A 24,836-nucleotide genomic window follows, 5' to 3' on the forward strand; every position below is an offset into this window, starting at 1 on the left:
TTGAATGTTTTTTTTGACCAAAAATATCAAACAAAACTAGTTTGATATGCTTTTAATGATGTAGATACATCAAATATAAGCATGAAGACAGTTATAATATCGAACAGACTACCCGTTAAAATCATCGAAGAAAACAACGAATACACGTTTATTCCAAGTGAAGGCGGCCTTGCCACCGGACTGGGAGACGTATATAAATCAGGCAATTCCATCTGGATCGGCTGGCCTGGAATTGAAGTGCCAGAAGAACGCCAGGAAGAAGTTACCCAAAAACTTGCAACACTAAACCTTTACCCGGTTTACCTTACTCAAAACGAAATCAATTTATATTACGAAGGCTTTTCAAACGAAGTATTATGGCCAGTATTTCATTATCTGGTTACTTACGCAAATTACGAACAAAGTTATTGGGACTGCTACCAATCTGTTAATGAGAAATTTGCAAAAAGTGCCATGCAGGTACTCAACAGAAAAGATAAAATTTGGATCCAGGACTACCAGTTACTGCTTTTGCCGGGTATTTTAAGAGAAAAACTGCCCAATGCTACCATCGGTTTTTTCCAGCATATCCCCTTTCCATCATACGAAATATTCAGGTTGATCCCCTGGCGTGAAGAGTTATTAAATGGGCTTATAGGTGCCGATTTAATCGGTTTCCATACTTTTGATGATGTTCGCCACTTTATTAGTACCGCAACACGTTTGCTTCCGGTAAACTCATCATCAAACGTGTTGAGCAGCAACGAAAGACAAATTGTTGTAGAAGCTTTCCCAATGGGAATTGATTATGATAAATTTTCAGGTTTAACCGCAACAGAAGAGGTTCAAAAAGAAATTAACTATTTCAGATCGGGCAAAGAAGATATGAAAGTAATCTTATCTATCGATCGGCTCGATTACAGCAAAGGCATACTAGAAAGATTAAAAGCATTAGAATTATTACTCCAGCACCACCCTGAATATATCGGCAAAATCGAACTTTTTATGATCGTCGTTCCTTCCAGGGATACCGTACCAAAATATAGTGAGTTAAGAGATCAGATTGATCAGTTTGTTGGAAATTTAAATTCGAGGTACCGTTCAATGAACTGGATTCCGGTAAATTATTTTTACCGCTCCTTCCCTATCGAAGTGCTCTCAGCCCTTTATTCCACAGCAGATATCTGTTTGGTTACGCCTATGCGAGATGGAATGAATTTGGTAAGTAAAGAGTATGTGGCCAGCCGGAACAATAATGATGGTGTATTGATTTTAAGCGAAATGGCCGGAGCTTCTAAAGAATTAACAGATGCAGTTATTGTTAATCCGAATAATTTGGGCGACATTATGGAAGCTATTGTAACTGCGCTTAAAATGCCATTGGCAGAACAACAACTGCGCATGAAAGCCATGCGTGCAATTGTAGAAAAATTCAATGTTAAACATTGGGTTAACAATTTTATTTTAAGATTAAACGAAGTGAAAGATTCTCAAAAATCGTTATTAACAAAACATGCAGTAAATGCTATTAATGAAGTGATCGTAACTAAATATGCACAAACACAAGATCGTGTGCTATTTTTAGATTATGATGGCACCCTGGTAGACTTTACCGGAAATATTGATGATGCCTCTCCAGATACAGAGCTTTATGATTTAATAGAAAACCTTACCATCGATAATGCCAACAAAGTGGTTATTATTAGTGGCAGAAGACATGAAACCTTAGAACATTGGTTTGGGCATTTAAAAGTTGATCTGATTGCCGAGCATGGTGCCTGGCAAAAATCGTACGGAGATAAATGGAACAGTCTACCCCTACTTACCGACCAATGGAAACAGGAAATAAAGACTTTATTAGAAACCTATACAGACCGCACTCCGGGATCGTTTATTGAAGAAAAAAGTTACTCATTGGTTTGGCATTACCGGAAAGCAGAAGAAGGACTTGGCGATTTAAGGGCCAATGAAATTATCAGCCACATGAAAATTTTAGCTGCAGATAAAGGCCTTCAACTTATGCCTGGCAATAAGGTTATTGAATTTAAAAATATGGAGGTTAACAAAGGCAAAGCAGCGTTAAACTGGCTATATGATAAACATCCTGATTTCATTTTAGCACTTGGTGACGACCACACTGATGAAGATATTTTTAAGGTATTACCAGATGATGCTTTTACCATAAAAGTTGGTAATAACATTTCGGAAGCAAAGTATTACCTAAATGATTTTAATGAAGTCCGAAAACTGCTTTGGAGCTTAGTAAAAGAGGCCTTTGTAGGGCGGAGTTAATTCGGCGTAACGTCATCCCCAGCCCGATTGGGGATCCTATTGCTTATTGCTTTAAGATTCCCGTATGCACCCATCGTGTGGACACATCTTTTTTAAGAATGGTTTGGACATCATGCTAGCTGGCTTTAATAAACCACAGTCTTTATCGAAGGACGCCGTCAATCCCAAGTGGCCAGAGAATCAAAAAAACAGGTGCAGAATAGAACAAATTGCACTAACAAACCTTAAACGCAGTGGTTTTGTGTTCATTAGCACTGAATTCAAGTTTAATATAAATTGAACACAAAACGAAGTGCCACTGTTTTTTTGATGAGCGTAGGGAGGTGAGAAGCCACATTGCCGGATTGACAAAGCGCTTTGGGTACTTTGGCGCTCCAAAGTACCATGCCCCGCGGCAAGAGCGGAAAAAATCAACATTTATTTCAGAACTATAGTTTTAAGATATCAAAGTTTGTTATTTAGCAGGAAAGATGCTGAAATAAATTCAGCATGACGATCGCCCTAGGAATATGTGCTAAAAACAAATACAGGCTAGTGTAGATGTGTCCACACGATAGGTATGCACGGGAATGACGACACTTTGAATAAAAAACATTTTCTAATACCAAGGGGTTGTATCATAAATATAGATTTGTCATCCTGAGCTTGTCGAAGGACCTGCTTAAATAAGCTTTAAAGTGTTTCGACAGGCTCAACATGACAGCATCTGAGGTGAAATCGCCTTTATGATGCATCCTCTTTGCAATCCACTTACTACCTTACAAAAATATTGGCCTATCCAATTTAATTGCAATCCGATAAGCTGCATTCATTAAACCTACATGGCTATATGCCTGAGGAAAATTCCCCCATTGGCTACCCGTTTTTGCATCAACATCTTCACTAAATAAAAGGAGATGGTTACAATATTTAATAATATTTTCGAATTCTTTAATCGCTTCATCGGTCCGGCCAACACAGGCCAAAGCTTCTACATACCAAAAGGCACAGATTAAAAATGTTGTTTTTGGTTTACCGAAATCATCAGCATGTAAGTAACGGTAAAATAGTCCATCTTCTGTTTTCAACTCCTTTTCTAAAGCGATTAAATGATCTTTCGCCCGATCTGAAGCCGGATCCAGATAATTCATCATAATCAACTGCAAAGTGCTGGCATCTAAATGCGGACTTCCTACGGCATTGGTATACACTTTTCTTTCCGGATCGTAACAGGCTTCTATATGCGCAGCAGCCTTATCGATTAAAATCTCCGCCCGTTTTTCGAAATCCTCGTTCCCAATCGTTTTAGCCATTTTTAAAGCAGCCTGTGCGCCTGCCCATTGAAATAAGTTACTGTAACAATGCACATTAGCAATGTTCCTGAATTCCCAAATCCCGGCATCTTTTTCATCAATTGTCCGTTCAATTTTAGAAAGTACACTTTCAATCCATTTTACCGAATCACTGCGTTCCGAAAAAACAAAACGATGGTCCGTATAAAGCGGTAACATCGAAATTAAAACCTGACCATAAATATCATTTTGAATGTGTTCGTAAGCCTGGTTTCCTATCCTAATGGGTTGCTCGCCTTTATAACCTTCTAAATGACTTAGCGTATGCTCGGTAATTTCCCTTTCACCCGCAATGCCATACAAGGGTTGGTAACGGATATCTTCAGCGTGCGAAATATCAGATAGGTAATTAAAATATCGCTCCATTTCTTCAAAATGCCCGATATGATTTAATGAAGTTAATACATAGTGAGAATCGCGCAGCCAGCAATATCGGTAATCCCAGTTTCGGGTACTGCCAGGCGATTCTGGTAAACTGGTTGTGCTTGCGGCTATAATTGCACCTGTATCTTCATATTGATGGATTTTCAGCACCAGGGCGGAGCGGATTACAAAAGGTTGGTAAAAACTGGCAATAGATGAGTGTTTAATCCATAATCGCCAGTAGGCGATCGTTTCCCGTAAAAAATTTTCAGCTGTACTTACTACTGGAGCCTCTAAATTTTGGCCATAAGTCATAATAAGGTACTTAGCCTCATTCAATACAAATGCCTTTTCGTCAAAAATATAGGTAAGCGATACATTGGTACTTAAGCGGATATTTTCGTCACAACCCAGATAATCAATATGATTGCTGCCTCTACTCGACTTCATTTTACCTTTCCCATAATCGCACACCGGCTCACACTTGATCGTAATGCGTGGGTTTCCGACCAAAGGTTCGATCTTTCTGATAAACATTAATGGTTTAAAATAGCGATCGTATAGATGAAAACGTGGTGCAAAATCTGTAATTCGGTATTTCCCATCTTCGGCGGTAATCTCTGTTCTTAAAACATTGGTATTTTCGATGTAATATTGAGTAGAAGTGAATTCGCCTTGTGGTAAGATTGAAAATTCGCCTCCTTTTTTCTCGTCCAATAAACTACCAAATACAAAAGGGCTATCAAAGCGGGGCCAGCAAAGCCAAGATATGTCAGTGTTTTTGTTTACGTGTGCAATGAAAGCGCAATTTCCTATAATTCCTGTTTGATAAAGGTGCTGTTCGGCCATAGACTATAATTTTGTTTATTTACTAACAAGCTGATCGGAAAAATGTTAGAGAGAAAATTTAAAAAAGCCGTTAAAATGATTAAGAGCTCTTTTTTTTGAAATGTAAGGTCCTGCTTCAATCGCTTACTACAGCCCTGCTATCGCTGCAAGTCCTCGCTCGTTCCTCACTCCGGGCTTTCCGCTTTATCAGGTTTAGGAACAGGGGTTCTTTGAGACATTTATAAATAGCACAAGCCTATTTCAATAAGCCTGATTGTAATGAAAAGCCCGCATTCCGATTCTTTATCGGAATAGGACTTGAAATGAAAAGCAGGGCCAACATTAAAGTAAATCGTTGCAACTGCCTTCCAAATAAAATAAAAAAAGCATTTAAAAACTTCTCAGCTTTGGGAAATGAAAGATCCTAATCAATGGCGGACTGAAGCCCTGCTATCGCTGCAAGTCCTCGCTCGTTCCTCACTCCGGGCTTTTCGCTTTATCAGGTTTAGGAACAAGGGGTTCTGCTATACGAGTCTTCGAAAATTAAATCTATTTTTAAATAGCGTATTCTGCGTTAGGGATTGTAAGGGTTTAGTACCGATCCTTCGTCGGTACCGGAGCGAAGCGTAGCCCTGGAAAGCCTGACCCTTTCCCGTATTTCACGGGATTGGGGAACGCCCGAATCAGTTTGCAGTTTTCAATTAGTAGTTTTTTAAAACGGCGTATTTTTTTAAAACCTGAGAGGTCTAACAAAAGATTCTTCACTGCGCTCAGAATGACAATCAGGCAATAAAAAAGCCAGCCCCGAAAATCGCGACTGGCCTGGTTAATGAATAATTATCTTAAATCACTGTACCGCTAGGTACTACTGCTCCTTTTTTTATGACAACTATACCATCTTTAACAGCATAAAGTTCAAAGTCGCCATCTTCTAAATGATCGCCGCCATTAATTTTAACATCGTTTCCTATGCGACAGTTTTTATCAATAATAGCGTTGTTGATGTGACAACGGTCGCCGATACCAATCAATGAATTCCCTTTATTGGTTTCTTCCTGAATTTCTTCAAGTGTTTGATACCGGTCGCTCCCCATAATATAAGCATTGGTAATTACCGTATCCCTTCCAATTCTTGATCTGATCCCTAAAACGGCATGTTCTACTCTGCTGGCCTGAATAATACAGCCTTCAGCAATAATGGTTTTATCTAAAGTAGTACCCGAAATTTTTGATGGCGGTAACATCCTTGCTCTTGTAAAAATAGCATGGTTACTATCAAACATATTAAATTTAGGTATTTCATCCGTTAAGCCTAAATTGGCTTCAAAGAAAGATGAAATATTTCCAATATCAGTCCAATAACCTTCGTACTGATAGCTTAAAACCCTGCTCTCAGAGATTGCTCTTGGCAAAATCTCTTTACCAAAATCTTTTTCCTCTTCGTTTTCATTTAAGATATTGATCAGGTACTCGCGGTTAAAAACGTAAATACCCATCGAAGCCAGGAAATTACGTCCTTCGCCCTGCATTTCTTCTCCAGTATCCGAAACCCAGTCTTCTAAACCTGTTTTAGGCTTTTCAATAAAAGAGGTGATCATGTTTTCATTATCGGCCTTTAAAATACCAAAATCAGTTGCATCTTTTGCCGTAACCGGAATAGTAGCAATAGTAATTTCGGCATTTGCTTCGATATGTTTTTCGATCATATCTTTAAAGTCCATCTGGTACAACTGGTCACCAGATAAGATTAAGATGTAATCGAATTCGTGCGAAACAATATGGTGCATACACTGGCGAACGGCATCTGCTGTGCCCTGGAACCAACCTGAGTTTTGTACAGTTTGTTCAGCCGCCAAAATATCAACAAAGGCCGTACTAAAATGGCTAAAGTGATAGGTGTTTTTAATGTGTTTGTTTAGCGATGCTGAATTAAACTGGGTTAACACAAACATTCGATGAATACCAGAATTCAGGCAATTTGAAATCGGGATATCTACCAATCGGTATTTACCAGCAATTGGAACTGCCGGTTTAGAACGTGTTTGTGTTAGCGGCGATAATCTAGAGCCCTGGCCACCGCCAAGGATAACGCCTAAAACTTTGTCGGTCATGTTTAAGCTTATTTTAATATTTGGTATAATTCTATATAATTTAATGCTGCGTTATCCCACGAATGGTCTATCTTCATCATTGTTTTTCTCACTGCTTTAAAAGCCTTCTTGTCGTTATATAATTCAACAGCACGGTTAATCGCGTGGGTAACATCCCAAATACTCGTTTGATCGTGGCAAATCCCAAAACCATTGTCGCCTATATCAATTACCGTATCCTTCAACCCACCAATCCGGCGCACAATCGGAACGGTTCCATACCTTAATGCATAAAGCTGATTTAAACCACAAGGCTCAACTCTCGATGGCATGATCAAAAAGTCTGCACCAGCATACATCTCGTGCGAAACCTGCTCATTGTAACCGATATAGGCATTGTATTGACCGGCAAAAATGTCTTTCAATTGATTTAACCGGCCTTCCACCCAATTGTCGCCTGATCCCAAAACCAGGATATTAATGTTATCGCCATGCTGTTGTAAAGCTGTATAAAAAATATCAGGCAATAAATCGGCACCTTTTTCATCAACCAATCTACCAATAAAAGTAAATAGTGGTTTAGACGGATCTAATTGAAAAACATCACAGAGTGCTGTTTTGTTTGCCAGTTTCCCTGCTTCTACTGTTTTTAAATTGTAACTTTTACCAAGCATCGGGTCTGTTTCAGGATTCCAAACCTCGCTGTCGATTCCATTTAATATCCCTACCGATTTCCAGCGTTCCTGCCTTAACAAACTTTCTAATCCACGGGCATTGCTCATCATCTCATCCAGATAACTTGGCGATACCGTGGTTACTTTCCATGCACATTTAATGGCCGATGCTAAAGGGTTAATGGCATCTTCCCAGCCCAGCAAACCACCTTTCCATAAATCGAATGCTGGTATATAATATAATTTATCCCATCCAAACTGGCCTTGGTATTGCGCATTATGAATAGTTAAAACCGTCGGAACCCCACTAATTGGCTTATATTTTACGCAATTTGAAACCATAAAAGGAATTAAACCGGTATGGTGATCGTGGCAATGCAGTACATCCGGGCGATGCTCCCATTGTACAATCCAATCTAGTGTAGCAATCTGGAAAGCCACAAATCTTTCCGTATCGTCGTTATAGCCATATACATTCGGGCGATCGGTTAAACCCTGTATATGAATAATGTATAAATCGAAACCGAGTTTATTGGTTTTTTCTTTTAAAATACGGTACCTAAAATGGTTATTGCCATAGTTTGCCCAGGCATCGTAAGTAACTTCAAATTCGCTTTCACGGATAAATTTCGTATCGTACGCAGGAACAACCACTTTGGCAATGTGGCCTAATTTATTTTGATACTTTGGTAAGGCCCCTACTACATCGGCTAAACCACCAACTTTTGCAACAGGGTAACACTCGGCGCTTATATGTATAATTTCCATCAAATATTTGGTGTAGATAACCTAAGTAAGTTACTAATTGTTTTGAGTTTTGCAAATAATGAAAATTATATTTTTAGTTGATTATTTAGTCGCTCAAATCATATTGGTTTAATTTTTATCAACGATAATCATCTTAAATCTGCGCGGGAATACCAACGATAGTTTCCCGCTGATTTCACAGATACACGCAGAGGTTTTAAATTGAACGGTTTGGTACTTTGTGGCGGGCTGCAGTCCTGCTTTCCGCTATAAGTCCTCACTGCGCTCCGGGCTTCCGCTGCAATCAGGCTTAAAAACAAAGTTGGTTCCAACCAATTGCTCAAATGCTATCAGCGGTAATCTTCTTAAATCTGCAAGAGAATACGGCTAATGGTTTTCCGCTGATTTCACAGATACACGCAGAGGTTTTTGAAAGGGAGAGGTCTGATGCTTTGTGGCGAGCTACAGTCCTGCTTTCCGCTACAATCAGGCTTAAAAACAAAGTTGGTTTCAATCAATTGTTAAAATGCTATCAGCGGTAATCTTCTTAAATCTGCGGGAGAATACCAACGATGGTTTCCCGCTGATTTCACAGATACACGCAGAGGTTTTTTGAAAGGGAGAGGTCTGATGCTTTGTGGCGAGCTACAGTCCTGCTTTCCGCTACAATCAGGCTTAAAAACAAAGTTGGTTTCAATCAATTGTTAAAATGCTATCAGCGGTAATCTTCTTAAATCTGCGGGAGAATACCAACGATGGTTTCCCGCTGATTTCATAGATACACGCAGAGGTTTTTGAGAGTGAATGGTTTGGCCCTTTGTGGCGGGCCCAGACCTGCTTTCCGCTATAAGTCCTCACTGCGCTCCGGGCTTTCGCTTCAATCAGGCTTAAAAACAAAGTTGGTTTCAATCAATTGCTAAAATGCTATCAGCGGTAATCTTCTTAAATCTGCGGGAGAATATGGCCAGTGGTTTTCGGTGATATGCACAGCGTTTTTTAAGATCTATAAAAACAAAAAACCGCTTAAATCCTTAAGCGGTTTTAACAACAAAACAAATATATTTTTGGTTTAAAAAATATCTTAATACTCTTCGGCGATAATTTCGTAAAAATCGCGGATCGGTTGAAATTGTGGATGTAATGAAACTACATCTCCAAAAACCAATAGTGCTGGGGCAGTTATTTTTTTATCTTCAACAATCTCAGCAATAGTATCTACAATACCGATAGCAATTTTTTCTTCCGGTGTAGATCCATTTTGAATTACCGCTACTGGTAAAAGGTTTTTATTTTCTGCCTGAAATATCGCAGCAATTTCTTTTACTTTTTCAATTCCGTTTAAAACAACAATAGTTGCTTTCGTTTTTGCCGCGATGTATAAATCTTCAGAAATTTCGCCCTTCGAGTTTGTTCCGGTTACTGCCCAAAAACTTTCGCTCAAATCTTTATAAATCATCGGGATCTTTTGTAAACTTGGCGCACCTGTAGCACTCGAAATACCTGGAATAATTTCTGTTGGAATGCTGTACGATTCTGCAGCATCTATTTCTTCGTATCCTTTTGCAAAGAAAAACGGATCACCGCTTTTTAAACGTACCACGTGACCGTAGTTTAAAGCGTAATCAATAATCAGTTTGTTTACTGCATCCTGAGAAAACGACTCATCGTCGCTACGCTTACCCACGTAAACTTTTGGAATACCATCTGGCGCATGACATAATAAAGCTTCGTTCACATTTGCATCATATAAAACAACATCAGCCGTTTTCAATGCTTTAACACCTTTTAAACTAAATAAATCCGGGTCACCAGGACCTGCACCTATTAAAGTAATTCTTGGTTCAATGTTCGCTTTTTCTACTTTATTCAAAATCATAACAGATAATTTAAGCTCGTTATACGTTTGTTAATTATACAAATATATAAAGTCTATGGGAATTGTAGTAATTTATTTTAAAATAATTTTATTTGCCTTTTAGCGGGTATTGATTGGAGTATTAATGAGCCGCTAACTTATGGTAGAATGATATGTTTGGTGGGCCACCAAACATGGGATTGGTTGTCATTCTGAACGCAGTGAAGAATCTTCACCATGAAACATAGAATCTACTTCAAAAGATCCTTCGACTCCGCTCAGGATGACCAACTGATTGGAGATTCCGTGTGTACTGTGCCTCCGTGGCCAAAACTTAGCCAAGTCTTAGTGAGACGTCAAATAAAAGATCCTTCGTTGCACTCAGGATGACAAATTGAATAGATTAATTCCGTGCGCTACTTGCCTCCGTGGCAAAACTTAGCCAAGACGCTAAGGCCATTTGGGCCTGCTATCCATAGTAAAATGTTATATGTTTGGTGGGCCACCAAACGTGGGATGGTTGTTATTCTGAACGCAGTGAAGAATCTTTACCATGAAACATAGGATCTACTTCAAAAGATCCTTCGACTCCGCTCAGGATGACCAACTGATTGGAGATTCCGTGTGTTCTGTGCCTCCGTGGCCAAAACTTAGCCAAGTCTTAGTGAGACGTCAAATAAAGATCCTTCGTTGCACTCAGGATGACAAATTGAACAAATTAATTCCGTGCGCTCCTTGCCTCCGTGGCTAAAACTTAACCAAGACGCTAAGGCCAATTGGCCCGCTATTCATAGTAAAATGTTATATGTTTGGTGGGCCACCAAACATGGGATGGTTGACCAGTAGGTTCGGTGGCACATAAAATTATTTACAGTCTTTCGGTTCAAAAGTAAATTTCCCTGCTTCAAAATTAATGGGTTTACCTTTAACAAAATAAGATTTACCCAAAGTGGTTTCAATTTGCCCTACTCCCATAATGAGTTTACCATCTTTCTTTAAAAAGGCCAATGGATTGGTGTAAACGCTTACAGTATCTTCACCAGTTTTAAAGCGGTAATCGACTAATAAAGTATCGCCATTAAATTTTCCGTCTATAGTGCCATTGTTATGGGGTTTCTCTCCATAGTTGATCAATAACGAACCTGTAACTTTACCTGAGGCCAGTATTTTCACATTCATGGCAGCACTGTCTTTCTCAAAAGCTGCAGCATAACAGTTCTCCTTAACTAAAGAATCGGTTTTAGTTTTAGTGCCGGTGACTGTTTTATTATTTTGGGTACAGGCGTAAGCAAAAGGAATTGCTGCCAAAGCGAGGTAAAGAATATTTCTTTTCATGATAATCGGTTTTATCGTTTTATAATCAATATACAAATACGATGACTATTTCCTATTATTTCCATAATGGATATTTACATCAGTATACTATTTTCACGTGTTAGTACAGGAAGCAGGTCAGGTTCATCAAGCATATCTCTCATGTCGATTTCAATGGTCCGCGAGATATTGGTAATTGGTACATCATTGGCACTTCCTTCGAAAGGATTTGTAGAGCTTTGCCAACAACATCTAAAGAGTTAAACACCCGGTTAAGTAAAATAGCAAACGGAATGTTTAACCAAATGAATAACCCTCAATCAAATCATTAATGAAAAACGGGGCTATCCTATCTGGCGCCCCGCTGAAATTGCTTTCCCTTTAGATTAAAAACCTAAAGTCTTCATTATTATATTTGGTTGTGGTTCTCTACTGTAAGATTTTCAGGATTGTATGATTTCAGGATCAATAAGCTGAAATAAAGATCTTATCGTTTCACAATTTTCATCATCCATTTTCCACCATTAAGGAATTAAGAAGATTAAGATTTATCTATATTCCTTGAAGCTTTCGCTATTGGTCATTGAAAATTGGTCATTGATCAATTTCCATCCTCCATTATCCATTTTATTCTACTGCTGCCCTGAACATTAAAGCACCAACAGTTAAGTTTGTACGCGTATCGACCAAAATTGCAGAACCATTTGCCCGGTTATCATCGTATAAATCGAAAGCCAAAGCATCAGCAGTTTTAATAATCACACGGCCAATATCATTTAATTTAAATTCGTGAGCAGCATGCTTTTCAAGTGTATTAATATCAACCTTATGCAGAATTTCACTGATTTTACAACGGGTAATTTTACTGTTGTGCTGAATATTGTACATGATAGAGGTATCTAATGCACGGCTATCCATCCAGCAAAGATCTGCTTCAATCAGCTTCGATTCTTGTGGCAATGCCGAAGCATTTACAATAGTATCGCCACGGCTAATATCTACATCATCTTTTAAGTGGATAATAACCGACTGGCCAGCATGAGCTGCATCAGGTGTTTGATCAAAAAATTCGATCTTCTCAACTGTAGAACTCGCACCACTGGGCAATACCGTAACTTTATCATTTAGGTTAAAAGTTCCGCTCAACACCCGGCCTGCATAACCGCGGTAATCGTGCAATTCTTCTGTTTGCGGACGGATAACCCACTGCACTGGCATACGGGCCAATTGCGATTTATCCAGGTTATCGGTATCAACTTTCTCTAAGAAATGCAGCAAACTCTCTCCTTCGTACCAATCCATGTTACCCGAATTTTGTACAATGTTATCGCCTTTTAAGGCACTAACCGGAATATAGGTTACATCCGCCAGCTTTAATTGCTGAGCCAAAACTTTGTACTTTTCAATAATTGCACTATAAACGGTTTCACTATAATCAACCATATCCATTTTGTTGATACAAACGACTACATGTTTAATACCCAATAAGGAAACGATATAGGAGTGACGGATGGTCTGTTCTACCACGCCATTACGGGCATCGATTAAGATAATGGCCAGGTTGGCTGTTGAAGCGCCTGTAACCATATTTCTGGTATATTGAATATGACCAGGGGTATCGGCAATAATAAACTTGCGTTTTTCCGTCTGAAAGTATTTATAGGCTACATCGATGGTAATGCCTTGCTCGCGCTCTGCCCTTAAACCATCAGTTAAAATAGCTAAATCAATTGATCCGTCATCATTTTTGCGGTTAGAGCTTTGTAAAGCTTCTAATTGATCGGCTAAAATTGAATCTGTATCATATAACAAACGGCCGATTAAGGTACTTTTACCATCATCTACACTGCCTGCTGTGAAAAATTTTAATATGTTCATGTTTGTTTATAGTATTAAGATAAAAGTATCAAGTATCAAGACCTAAATGCGATCTAAAAACGCTTATACTAATTAATTGCATCAATGTACAGTATCTGTATTAAAGTTCATTATCAACTTGATACCTGATACTTACGACTTGATACTCCTTAAAAATACCCTCCCTTTTTTCTGTCTTCCATTGCGGCTTCAGAAACTTTATCATCCATACGGGCACCACGCTCTGAAATTTTAGAAGCGCTGATTTCTGAAATAATATCATCAATCAAAGTCGCATCCGATTCTACCGCAGCAGTACAAGACATATCACCTACTGTACGGAAACGAACCTGTTTGCGCTCTACAATATCCTCACTATCCATATTTAAAAATGGCGAAGCGGCCATCAGCTGTCCATTCCTGGTGATACAATCGCGTTCGTGTGAGAAATAAATACTTGGAAGATCTATTTTCTCTCTGCGGATATAATTCCAAACATCAAGTTCCGTCCAGTTACTGATTGGAAAAACGCGAATATTTTCTCCTTTGTGAATTTTGCCGTTGTAAATATTCCAAAGCTCAGGACGCTGGCGTTTTGGGTCCCATTGACCAAATTCATCACGAACAGAGAAAATACGTTCCTTTGCCCTTGCTTTTTCTTCATCCCTGCGCGCACCGCCAATGCAGGCATCAAACTGGTATTTTGCAATGGTATCGAGCAAAGTTACCGTTTGCAAAGCATTTCTACTGGCATTTTTACCGGTTTGCTCTACAACTTTACCCTGATCTATTGATTCCTGCACAGAACCGATAATTAATTTTTCGCCTATTCTTTCTACCATCTGATCGCGGTAGGTAATGGTTTCCTCAAAATTATGGCCTGTATCAATATGTACTAAAGGAAAAGGAAATTTTCCCGGACGGAAAGCTTTTTCTGCTAAACGAACTAAAGTAATTGAATCTTTTCCACCCGAAAATAATAAGGCTGGTTTTTCAAACTGACCTGCTACTTCACGTAAAATGTGAATGGCCTCGGCCTCTAGTTCATCTAAATAATCAAAATTATATGTACTCATTGCAAAATGTTGTCTTTGTTGTTGTTGTTTGTTAAAAATGTTGGAAGGTTTGAAAGTTGGAATATTCTAACGTTTCGTTGAGTAAGGAGTATAAACCTTCCACCTTTTAGCCCTCCGCCTTATACCTTAAGTAGCGTGCAAACCGCATTCTTTTTTACTCTGGTCTTCCCACCACCATCTTCCGGCTCTAAAATCTTCGCCTGGCTGTACGGCTCTTGTACATGGGGCGCAACCGATACTTGGGAAACCTTTATCGTGCAGGGTATTGTAAACAATATTATTTTCTTTAATGTATGCTTTCACATCATCTAAAGTCCAATCGAAAATAGGGTGAAATTTAATCAATTGGTTTCCTTCATCCCATTCTAAATCGTGCATATCTTCACGGTTCGCACTTTGATCGGCCCTGATACCTGTTACCCAGATTTCATTACCTTTTAATGCTCTTTTTAAAGGTTCTATTTTACGGATGTAACAGCACTCTTTCCTATTCTCTACCGATTCATAAAAGCTGCTCGGGCCTTTTGTATTAACCATATCCTGCAAAAGTTCGTTCTGCGGATAATAGGCATGAATGGGTTTGTTATAAATTTCTAGTGTACGATTCCAAACGTAATAGGTTTCTGGAAACAAACGTCCGGTTTCTAAAGTGAAAACCTTGATCGGAATATTATTGGCAAAAATTAAATGGGTAATCGCCTGGTCTTCCCAACCAAAACTGGTCGAAAATATAATGCGGCCGGCATATTTATCTGCCAAAAATTTCAGTTTATCAATTGTACTTAAACCTGCCAGCGCTACTTTTATCTCCTCTAGGTTCTCCATCACTATATTAATTTTAAAATAAACATAATTACACTGCGCAAACTTACAATCATCACAATAATCCCTACGGCAACCATAATGGTTTTTGCAGAAATTCTGTTCGATACTTTTGCGGCGATTGGTGATGCGATTGCACTTCCAATAATCAAGCCTAAAACAGCTTCCCAGTGTTTGCCACCTAACATGGTAAAAAAGGTAAGCGAACTTAGGGTAGCAATAAAAAACCGACTGATTTTTACCGTACCCAAAGAAAATAAGGGGTGCCTACCTCCTGCAATTAAACTCGATAATACGATTGAACCCCAGCCACCACCAAATGCTGCGTCGATAAAACCGCCCACAAAGCCTAGTAAGCCGATTTTCTTAATTTTATCTTGTGCTTTTTTTCTTCTGATATTGAAGGCTTTCATTAAGATGATTGCCCCTAAAATCAAGGTATAAACAGCAACAACTGGCTTAACGTAAGCACTGTAATGCTCTAATGACGACAGAATATAAGCACCTAAAACTGCCCCGATTATTGCAGGAAGAATTAATATCTTAAATAACTTCCAGTTTACGTTGCCCATACGGTAATGCATCCACCCCGCAATTCCGTTGCTCATTACCTCAGAAATGTGAATAGCCATACTGGCTGATGCTGGCGGTAACCCCATGGCTAACGAGAATGATGCAGTAGTAACACCATATGACATTCCAATTGCGCCATCAATTAATGCAAACAGAAATCCGGCACCTAAAAACCAATAGAACAACGGATCTATATTGATCAGGAAAGTCTGAAATTCTGGTTCGGTATTCCACAAAGAAAACCCTATAGCACCAATTAGTAAAACCGATGCCACCCAAATTAACCATTTAATATTTCGCTCAGCAAAACTTTTTTTAGGGTTAATTAAACTTTGGGTAACCTTATTGAGTTTTTTAACCTTTGCCGAAAAATCGCCATTTAAAGTTTGACGCAAAGCACTCATGTTCTGTAGCGTTTCATCAAGCTCGGCAGGCAAACCTTCATTTAAAATCTGCTTTAAACGTTTGGCTATAGTTGGCGATTTCCCATTGGTAGAAATGGCAATCTTTAAATCGCCTTTTTGAACAATCGATCCCAAATAGAAATCGCACAGTTCTGGCTTATCAGCCACATTGATCAACAAGCCACGCTCGTGCGTAACCTTTCTGATCTCTTCATTTAAAATATTGTTATTGGTTGCTGCAAAAACGATATCAATATCGTTCAGATCCTCTACATCAAAACTTTTCTGCTTAATTTTTATCAGCGGATAATTTGCAATAAGTGTATAAACTTCTGGCGATACGAGCTCTGCAACAATCGTAATAGTAGCACTATGGCTATTATTTACAATCGCAGTTAATTTCTCGAGTCCAATATTTCCTGCACCAATTAATAATGTACGCAGCTTGTTCAGCTTTACAAAAACTGGAAAGAGCTGGTTACCTTTTTCTTCTTCAGAAAAAGACGCTTCACTATTAGGTTGGTTAGGCAATACTTGCATATTGTTTAATTAATTTCTTAAATGATGGATGTAATGATACAACTTCTCCAAAAATTAATAAAGCAGGTGCTTTAATATTTTCTTGTTGCACTAAACCTTCTATTGTTTCAACCACACCTACTACTAATCTTTCATCTTCTGCCGATCCGTTCTGAACTACTGCAGTTGGTAAATGGTGTTTGCCGGCGGCTTTAAAAATCTCCACAATTTTTGGTAATTTTTTAAGCCCCATCAGTACCACTACAGTCGCATTAGAATGTGCGGCCTGGTAAATATCTGCCGAAACTTCTCCAGAAGTGGTTGTTCCGGTAATTACCCAAAAGCTTTCGCTCATGCCACGGTGTGTAACGGGAATCTGCTGCAAGCCTGGTACGCCGATAGAACTCGAAATACCCGGGATTACAATTACCGGAATACTATACGATGCGGCATAATCCAGCTCTTCGTAACCTCTTCCAAAAACAAACGGATCGCCACCTTTTAAACGCACTACATGACCGTAGTTTAAGGCATAATCAATCATTAATTTATTGATGGTATCCTGAGGATATGAATGTTCACCTGAACGTTTTCCTACATAAACTTTAATGGCTTCTGCCGGAGCATGCTCCAATAAAGCTTCGTTGGTTAAGGCATCATATAAAACCACATTAGCGGTTTGCAATGCTTTTACACCTTTTAGTGTCAATAAATCAGGATCTCCAGGACCAGCGCCTAAAAGGGTTATTCTTGATTCTATATTTAATTTCTGATCGCTCATCTTTATATTTTAATTTGGAATGATTGAATTTTGAATGAGTGAATGTTTTACTAGCGAGTTTATCAGCATTCACTAATTCTATCATTCTTTTTTATCACTCAATCATTCTCTAATTCTATCCTTCAATTATTTCACCAACACGGCCCTTTTTTCCTTAATCTGATTTAAAAATTGATTGGCTTCTTCGAAATATTTCTGCGCAAATTCTGCCGTCGGCTCATTTTTGTTAATCTGTAAAACCAGGTCAGAGAAATTGGTCGATAAATTAAATTCTCCAGTTTCTACGTAATGGTTATCAAATTCGCGGATCACACCAATCTGTGTGCTGCTATTTACGCCTTTATCTAACAATAACGATTTTGCAGCGCTTACAAAAGTGCTGTAAGTATTATAAATGGCATCTGCATAAGCAGCTTTCTCCAGGTTTTGCTTTGCCCAGTCAAATTTTTCATCGGCTTCTAACAATAAAGTTGCAACTAAATCGATCACTACGCCGGCACACTCGCCTACACCAATTGCAGTCACAAACTCTTCTACGTGTCCCCAATCTACAAATTCTTCTGTTTTAAGATTGGTTAAATCGGCCAATGGTTTTAACAACTGATAAAAATGGTCTTTACCTTTTCTATCATAATACTGGTGAAAGTTCTCCTCCTCCAGGTTATTGGCTTTAAAATCATTTAAAATAAAATGTAAAACACTCGTTGCTCTTTTAGAAGGCACTTTAATTACACGTTCTGCCACTCTACCCACACCATTACCTACGGTTCCACCGCCCAACATCACTTGAACTGCAGGAACAACTTTTCCTTCAGCCTTTACCGAACTTCCGTGGAAACCAATTTCAGCTAAACCATGCTGACCGCAAGAGTTCATACACCCGCTGATTTTGATTTTGATATTTTTCTCGTATATAAATTCAGGAAAATCGGTATAAATCACTTCTTCCAAAACCTCAGCCAAAGTCATTGAATTCGAAATACCCAAATTACAGGTATCAGTACCAGGGCAAGTGGTAATATCTGCCAAACTATCAAAGCCAGCTGTGGTAAAACCAATTTTATTTAAAGCCGAATATAACGAAGGCAATGCTTCCTTACGTACAAATTTTAACAGCAGTCCCTGATTTTGGGTAATCCTGATTTCATCAGCAACATATAACCTGATGGCATCAACAAAAGCTCTTGCTTTATCTGTTTTGATGTCCCCTACCTGAACTTTTACATAAACGCCATAAAACCCGGCTTGTTTCTGCTCAACTACGTTGGTGGCTAACCAATGTTTATAATGGGCTTCGTTCAATATTTCTACCGCAGGATATTCTTGTTCTAAAGGCAAGAGTGGCTGTGGTACAGTATTAATATCTATTTTAAAGGTTTTTACTTTGTTGGCAATGCGCTCTTCAGCAACCAAACGCAAAACTTCTTCTAAACCTAATTTTTGAACCAGGTATTTTAAACGCGCTTTATTGCGGTTGGTACGTTCGCCATAACGGTCGAACACACGAAGCACAGATTCAATAAAAGGAATCAATTGATCTTCAGGTAAAAATTCGTGCACCGCATTGGCTAAAAATGGCTGTGCGCCTAAACCCCCGGCAAACAAAACTTTAAACCCGCGTTCGCCATTTTCGTTAATTTTAGGAATAAAACCTAAATCGTGAATGTAGCTAAATGCAGTATCTCTATCGCTCGAAGAAAAGGAGATTTTAATCTTTCTACCCATTTCCTGACAGATTGGATTACGTAAAAAGTAAGCAAATACCGCTTGCGCATAAGGCGAAACATCAAATGGTTCATCTGCATCGATTCCAGCATTTGGAGAAGCCGTTACGTTACGTACCGTATTTCCACAAGCTTCGCGAAGTGTAATATCATCCTGCTCTAATTTAGCCCAAAGTTCTGGTGTGCGGTCTAAGCTCACATAGTGAATCTGAATATCCTGACGGGTAGTTAAGTGTAAATTGCCACTTCCATACTCATCAGCTATATCTGCAATACGCAACAACTGCTTAAAAGTTACCTTACCAAAAGGCAATTTAATACGCACCATTTGTACACCAGGTTGTCTTTGGCCGTAAACACCGCGTGCTAAGCGGAGGCTTCTAAACTTTTCGTCGTGGATGGTTCCATCTCTAAAAGCTTTAATTTTATTCTCCAAATCGATAATGTCCTGCTCGACAATCGGATTTTCGAGTTCTGTTCTGAAACTTTGCATATGTGTTGTTAGCTTTATTCAAAAAATGCTTCCCTATTACCGAGAAGCATTCCATATTTTATACTTAAAATTATCTATAGGCTCCTATTATTGCGTTTTGCAACAGCACATCATTTGCATAGCGATGAACTTGTTAGGTATAAAATTGAAATTCATATGCCAAATATATAAAGTATATAGGAATAGTCGTAATTTATTATTAAAAAAGTTACGCTATCCTGTTAAAAACCTCACAAGATCGTCATTTCGAGCGGAGTGTAACGCAGTCGGGAAATCTACAAGTTAAATCACTTAATCAAACGTAGCTAAAAACTGATACTGATAACTGCCAACCAAAAACTGAAAATTGCTAACTGAAAACTGCTAACTGATTTGGGCGTTCCCTAATCCCGTGAAATACGGGAAAAGGTCGGGCTTTCCAGGGCTGCGCTGCGCTCCGGTACCGATGAAAACCTGTGAAACAAGCAAGCATACCATAACTAAATAAAAACAGATGCTTAATCGGTACTGAACCCTTACAATCCCTAACGCGGAATTACCGCAAAGCGACCAGACTTCCGATTTGCCTACACGCTGCTCATTTGAAACTTCGGAAGTCTTTGTCGATTAAACCTGATATAGCGGAAAGCCCACAGCGAGGCACGAGCGAGGACTTGCAGCGGTAGCAGGACTATCGTAACCGAAATGTACAGAACCCTGCTTTCCAAAATAATATTGGTTTAGACCTCTTAAATTTGATTATACCAAAAAAGACCCTGAAATAAATTCAGGGTGACGGATCGTTAGCAGAAAGTTTTAAAAAAATTATAAATTAATGACCCCGATTTTCAGGTTGTCCTCACGGCCAATTACATCTGCAATGCTGGTTTCTGTTAAAACCTTAAGGGTTGCATCTCTAACATCGATAAAGGCACTTCTAATTCCGCATGTTTTCTCATCTACACACTCATCACATTTGTGATAAAAGTTTAAACTTGCACAGGGAACCATGGCAATAGGCCCATCCGTTACGCGCATTACGTGTACCAATAAAATCTCTTCGGGTTTTTTGTTTAGACTGTAGCCGCCGCCTGCACCTTTTTTGCTATATAAAAAGCCAGCGTTACGCAGATCGAGCAAAATTTGCTCCAGGAATTTTTTCGGGATATGCTCCTCCTCTGCAATTTTCGAAATCTGCATTGGTGGTTTATCTAAATTTTTACCAAGCGCAACAAGCGCTTTAATGGCATACTTTGTTTTTTTGGACAGCATATTTGCACAAAGCTAATAAAAGAATGTAAATTATAAAATATGCAACAGGAAGTTGATTTTAATTCAACATACTATCATATTTATAAATATAACGCATAATAACGATAATCGCTTTAATCAAACGAGCGTAAAAATAACCGGTAACCGTAACAGTAGCTAATTACCAGCGTTTAAATTCTATTTTTACCACATATTCTGATTTACAGATTTTTAATAATGAAAAGAAAACTCAATCTATTGCCGCTCATCATCGTTGCAATTATATTTTTTGCCCTTAACGCTTATGTTTTATCGGGCCTGGGTACCATCAACCAATCTACCTGGCTCAGTCCCATTTTCTGGGTCTTTATTGTAGGGCTTACTTTTGCTTTACTTTACGCCATCCAACAGATGCGGATCCAGGGCATGAACAAGTTCTTCCAGATCATTAGCCATGCTTTTTTAATTATTTTTGCCGCAGAGCTTGTATTCGCTTTTTTTCTACTCCTCGGCGATATTTACCGCTTGCTCTTAGGCCTGTCAACTAATTTCCAGCCTGAAGGTTTTCATATTTTAGGCCGCAGCAATTATTGGGTAGATTTTGCATTTGTAATGTTCTGTTTAACCATTGCCTTATTTGCTTATGGCATTACCCAGGGAAAATATGCTTACCGCGTAATTAAACATACTCTGTATTTTGATGATCTGCCTGCCAGTTTTGATGGTTTTACCTTAACCCAGATTTCTGATGTGCACGCGGGGAGTTTTACCAACCCTAAAGCGGTACAAAAAGGAATTGACCTGATCAATGCCCAAAAGAGCGATCTGTTTGTATTTACAGGCGACTTGGTCAATAATGCCTCTTCTGAAATTGCACCCTACATCGGCCATTTTTCACAAATTAAAGCTCCATTTGGACAATTTTCTATTTTGGGTAATCACGATTATGGCGATTATATCAAATGGCCAACCGAAGCAGATAAAATACAGAATCTAAATCAGTTAAAAACTTACCATAAAGAACTAGGTTTTAAGCTTCTACTTGATGAACATGTAGAGCTCCATAAAAACGGAGAGAAAATTATCCTCGCCGGAATAGAAAACTGGGGAATCGGTTTTGGAGAGCGTGGCGATTTAAACAAAGCACTTCAAAATACAGCTGTCAACGATTTTAAAATCCTGTTATCACACGATCCTTCGCATTGGGATGCACAGGTAAAAAATTATCCATCAAAAATCCAGTTGTCGCTAGCCGGACATACGCACGGCATGCAGTTTGGTATCGAAGCATTTGGCATTAAATGGAGCCCGGTAAAATACCGCTATAAACATTGGGCAGGCATTAAAACCGAAAATGGAAGATATCTGAATGTAAACAGGGGTTTCGGTTTCCTGGGCTTTTCGGGCCGGATCGGTATCTGGCCGGAGATTACGGTGATTGAATTGAAGAGGAAGTAAACAACTGATTATTTAAAGATTCAAACAGTTGCCAATTTTATTATAAAGTGCAGTCAGATGTTACCATCTGACTGTTAGGCTCATAAACGATAAATAATTGCTATTCCAAAATGTTTCGATAGTGTCAGATGGTAACATCTGACACCACGAAAAAGGTCGTCATTTCGAGCACAGTGAAACGAAGTCGAGAACCCGAAGGCTCAGCGAAGCTAAATCTATCTAGGTAAATCTCTCTCCCGAAAGTTCCTATCGTGTGGACACATCTACATCAGCCTGTATTTGTTTTTAGCGCATATCTCTAAGGCGAGCGTACTGCTGTCCCGAATCTTCGGGATCAGCATCTTTCCTGCTAATAACAAGCTTGATATCTTAAAAACTATAGTTTGGAGATAAATGTTGTTTTTTTTGCCGCTCTATGCCGCGGTGGCATGGTACTTTGGAGCGCCAAAGTACCCAAAGCGCTTTGTCAATCCAGCAATGGGCCTTTTACACAATCCTACACGCATCAAAAAAACAGCGGCACTTCGTTTTGTGTTCAATATTTCTTAAAGCTTTAAATTAGCCTCTATGAACACAAAACCACTGCGTTTTAGGTTTGGCAGTACTATTTGTTCTTCCCTGCAACTGTTTTTTTGATTTCTCCGGCCCTTGGGATTGACGGCGTTCTTCGGTTAAAACAATGTGTAATGTGAGGAAGCTAGCAAAACGCCTAAAAGTTAAACTCAAAAAGATGTGTCCACACGATAGCCGAAAGTTCGGGACTACGCTTAGAAGATGACAACCCATCATTTTAAACTATAAAAATAGTTTATATCGATAAAATTATTATCTTGCCTTATAAATTATTACAAAGATGAGAGCCCTATTATTGATTTTTTTATCAGCACTTTTATTTGAAACGCCTACGATTGAGAAAGACCGCGATCGCTGGAAGCCTTATTACACCGATGCTGCTCCTGCTAAAAAAGCCGATAAATGGTTCCTACCATTTGATGTGGCTAACCGCAAAAAGGTGAATAATATTAAGATCATCAGTATTTTTGGCGATCATCGGGATAGTTATGTTAAAGGGCATATCCATACCGCTATTGATATCAATCCTGCTCAACCTAAAACAAAACTGATTAATGTTTATGCCATGGCCAATGGGATAGTCTGCTCTGTTCATTTGGGTGAAAACCAGCGTACAGTTGTGATAAAACATAAGCTACCGAACGGATTAATCATGTTTACTACTTACAAACATCTTAAAGAAGTTTATGTTAGCAACGGACAAAATGTTGATCAAAACACTAAACTTGCGAGGTTGTTTACGCCTCAGGAAAGTAAAAAGTATGGTGGCGATTATCACCACCTCCATTTAGAAATCAGGAAAAAATTTGATGATTATGGTTGTGCAAGCTGGCTAACTTTTAACAATACACAACTGAATGAACGGTTTTATAACCCTCAGGTATTTATAAAAGAACACATCAAATAATCACAAATTCAAAAAAATATAAACCAAGCTTCTTTTTCCTTGTTGATTAAGGTGACGCTCGTAACTAAATTATTTTGTTATGTACGTAATCTTAGGCGCATCCGGACAGGTTGGATCAGCAATTGTAGATCATATATTGGCTAAAAAATTGCCCGTTAAAGCAGTTATCCATAATCGTGAAAAAGCTTCAGCAATCAAAGAAAAAGGAACCGAGGTAGCCATTGCAGATGCGATGGATTTAAATTCTTTGATTGAAGCGTTTAAAGGTGGGGATACCCTTTTCGCCTTAACACCTGAAACTGGAAAAACCGAAGATGTGTTAGGTGAAACAAAAGCCATCCTCGAAAATTACAATAAAGCCATCAGGCAATCTTCAATTAAAAAAGTGGTGGGACTCTCTTCAATTGGCGCACAATACAGTGAAGGAACAGGGAATTTATTGATGTCGTATATGCTCGAACATGCTTTCGAAGATTTGCCTGTTCAACAGATTTTTATTCGGCCAGCCTATTATTACAGCAATTGGTTAGCTCAATTGCCTGAGATTAAGAAAAGTGGGACACTTCCTACCTTTTACCCGACAGATTTGGCACTACCTATGATTTCACCAATGGATGTAGCTTCATTTGTAGCTGAGGTTTTAGTAGAAGACAATGAATCTAAAATTTATGAGATCGTTGGACCACAAAAGCTAAGTTCTGACGATGTAGCTGCAGCTTTTTCTACAGCACTAGGCAAAGAAGTAAAGGCAAAACAGATTTTACGGAAAGATTGGGATGTAACTTTGCAAAAAATAGGTTTTTCGCCGGATGCGAGCAAGAATTTTATTGATATGGCCCAAACAGTTGTGAATGGCAAAACTGATCCGGAGAATAAGGAAACTACGGTTGTTACGTTAAAAACGCGCATTTCCGAATACCTCGAAAATGCGCTACGGGACAATTGA

16 protein-coding genes are annotated in these 24,836 nt (G+C 38.8%); 4 read left to right on the forward strand and 12 right to left on the reverse strand.

What is annotated here, in order from left to right; genetic code table 11:
- The first annotated feature begins 81 nt into the window (after positions 1–81).
- A complete protein-coding gene (locus tag QF042_RS19525; RefSeq protein WP_307531516.1) occupies positions 82–2,271 on the forward strand; it encodes a bifunctional alpha,alpha-trehalose-phosphate synthase (UDP-forming)/trehalose-phosphatase in 2,190 nt (729 codons plus the stop codon).
- Between the two features lie 758 nt (positions 2,272–3,029).
- Here the strand turns inward: QF042_RS19525 and QF042_RS19530 are convergent.
- From QF042_RS19530 to QF042_RS19585, 12 genes are all read right to left on the reverse strand, one after another.
- Positions 3,030–4,814 (reverse strand): glycoside hydrolase family 15 protein, encoded by a 1,785-nt coding sequence (locus QF042_RS19530; RefSeq protein WP_307531518.1) that lies wholly within the window; start codon positions 4,812–4,814, stop codon positions 3,030–3,032.
- An 821-nt stretch (positions 4,815–5,635) separates the two neighbouring features.
- Positions 5,636–6,904 carry a glucose-1-phosphate adenylyltransferase gene (locus QF042_RS19535; RefSeq protein WP_307531519.1) on the reverse strand — a complete coding sequence of 423 codons (1,269 nt, stop codon included), beginning with the start codon at positions 6,902–6,904 and terminating at the stop codon, positions 5,636–5,638.
- 8 nt (positions 6,905–6,912) lie between these two features.
- Positions 6,913–8,325 carry a glycogen synthase gene (locus QF042_RS19540; protein WP_307531521.1) on the reverse strand — a complete coding sequence of 471 codons (1,413 nt, stop codon included), beginning with the start codon at positions 8,323–8,325 and terminating at the stop codon, positions 6,913–6,915.
- Positions 8,326–9,385: 1,060 nt separating this feature from the next.
- Entirely contained in the window at positions 9,386–10,180 is a 795-nt protein-coding gene (cobA, locus tag QF042_RS19545) for a uroporphyrinogen-III C-methyltransferase (protein WP_307531523.1), read from the reverse strand.
- Between the two features lie 843 nt (positions 10,181–11,023).
- Entirely contained in the window at positions 11,024–11,494 is a 471-nt protein-coding gene (locus QF042_RS19550) for a hypothetical protein (protein ID WP_307531526.1), read from the reverse strand.
- A 606-nt stretch (positions 11,495–12,100) separates the two neighbouring features.
- A complete protein-coding gene (locus QF042_RS19555; RefSeq protein ID WP_307531528.1) occupies positions 12,101–13,351 on the reverse strand; it encodes a sulfate adenylyltransferase subunit 1 in 1,251 nt (416 codons plus the stop codon).
- A gap of 149 nt (positions 13,352–13,500) precedes the next feature.
- The gene (gene cysD, locus QF042_RS19560; RefSeq protein ID WP_307533318.1) at positions 13,501–14,445 is read right to left on the reverse strand and encodes a sulfate adenylyltransferase subunit CysD; all 945 of its coding nucleotides are present in this window, start codon (positions 14,443–14,445) and stop codon (positions 13,501–13,503) included.
- A gap of 87 nt (positions 14,446–14,532) precedes the next feature.
- Positions 14,533–15,231, reverse strand: a complete 699-nt coding sequence (locus QF042_RS19565; RefSeq protein WP_307531530.1) for a phosphoadenylyl-sulfate reductase — start codon at positions 15,229–15,231, stop codon at positions 14,533–14,535.
- Positions 15,232–15,233: 2 nt separating this feature from the next.
- A complete protein-coding gene (locus QF042_RS19570) occupies positions 15,234–16,745 on the reverse strand; it encodes a TSUP family transporter (RefSeq protein ID WP_307531532.1) in 1,512 nt (503 codons plus the stop codon).
- Positions 16,729–17,505 carry a uroporphyrinogen-III C-methyltransferase gene (gene cobA / locus QF042_RS19575; RefSeq protein ID WP_307531534.1) on the reverse strand — a complete coding sequence of 259 codons (777 nt, stop codon included), beginning with the start codon at positions 17,503–17,505 and terminating at the stop codon, positions 16,729–16,731. Before cobA (QF042_RS19575) ends, QF042_RS19570 begins: the two co-directional genes overlap by 17 nt.
- Before the next feature lie 126 nt (positions 17,506–17,631).
- Positions 17,632–19,722 (reverse strand): nitrite reductase, encoded by a 2,091-nt coding sequence (locus QF042_RS19580; RefSeq protein WP_307531536.1) that lies wholly within the window; start codon positions 19,720–19,722, stop codon positions 17,632–17,634.
- Positions 19,723–20,526: 804 nt separating this feature from the next.
- Complete coding sequence (locus QF042_RS19585; RefSeq protein WP_086545362.1) at positions 20,527–20,973, reverse strand: Rrf2 family transcriptional regulator; 447 nt, start codon at positions 20,971–20,973, stop codon at positions 20,527–20,529.
- A gap of 216 nt (positions 20,974–21,189) precedes the next feature.
- Here QF042_RS19585 and QF042_RS19590 point away from each other — a divergent pair, with 216 nt between their 5' ends.
- The 3 genes from QF042_RS19590 (at position 21,190) to QF042_RS19600 (ending at position 24,836) form a co-directional block, all read left to right on the forward strand.
- A complete protein-coding gene (locus QF042_RS19590; RefSeq protein ID WP_307531538.1) occupies positions 21,190–22,410 on the forward strand; it encodes a metallophosphoesterase in 1,221 nt (406 codons plus the stop codon).
- Between the two features lie 853 nt (positions 22,411–23,263).
- A complete protein-coding gene (locus QF042_RS19595) occupies positions 23,264–23,890 on the forward strand; it encodes a M23 family metallopeptidase (RefSeq protein WP_307531539.1) in 627 nt (208 codons plus the stop codon).
- Between the two features lie 79 nt (positions 23,891–23,969).
- Positions 23,970–24,836 (forward strand): NmrA family NAD(P)-binding protein, encoded by an 867-nt coding sequence (locus QF042_RS19600; protein ID WP_307531541.1) that lies wholly within the window; start codon positions 23,970–23,972, stop codon positions 24,834–24,836.

The organism is Pedobacter sp. W3I1 (assembly GCF_030816015.1).
Lineage (GTDB): Bacteria > Bacteroidota > Bacteroidia > Sphingobacteriales > Sphingobacteriaceae > Pedobacter.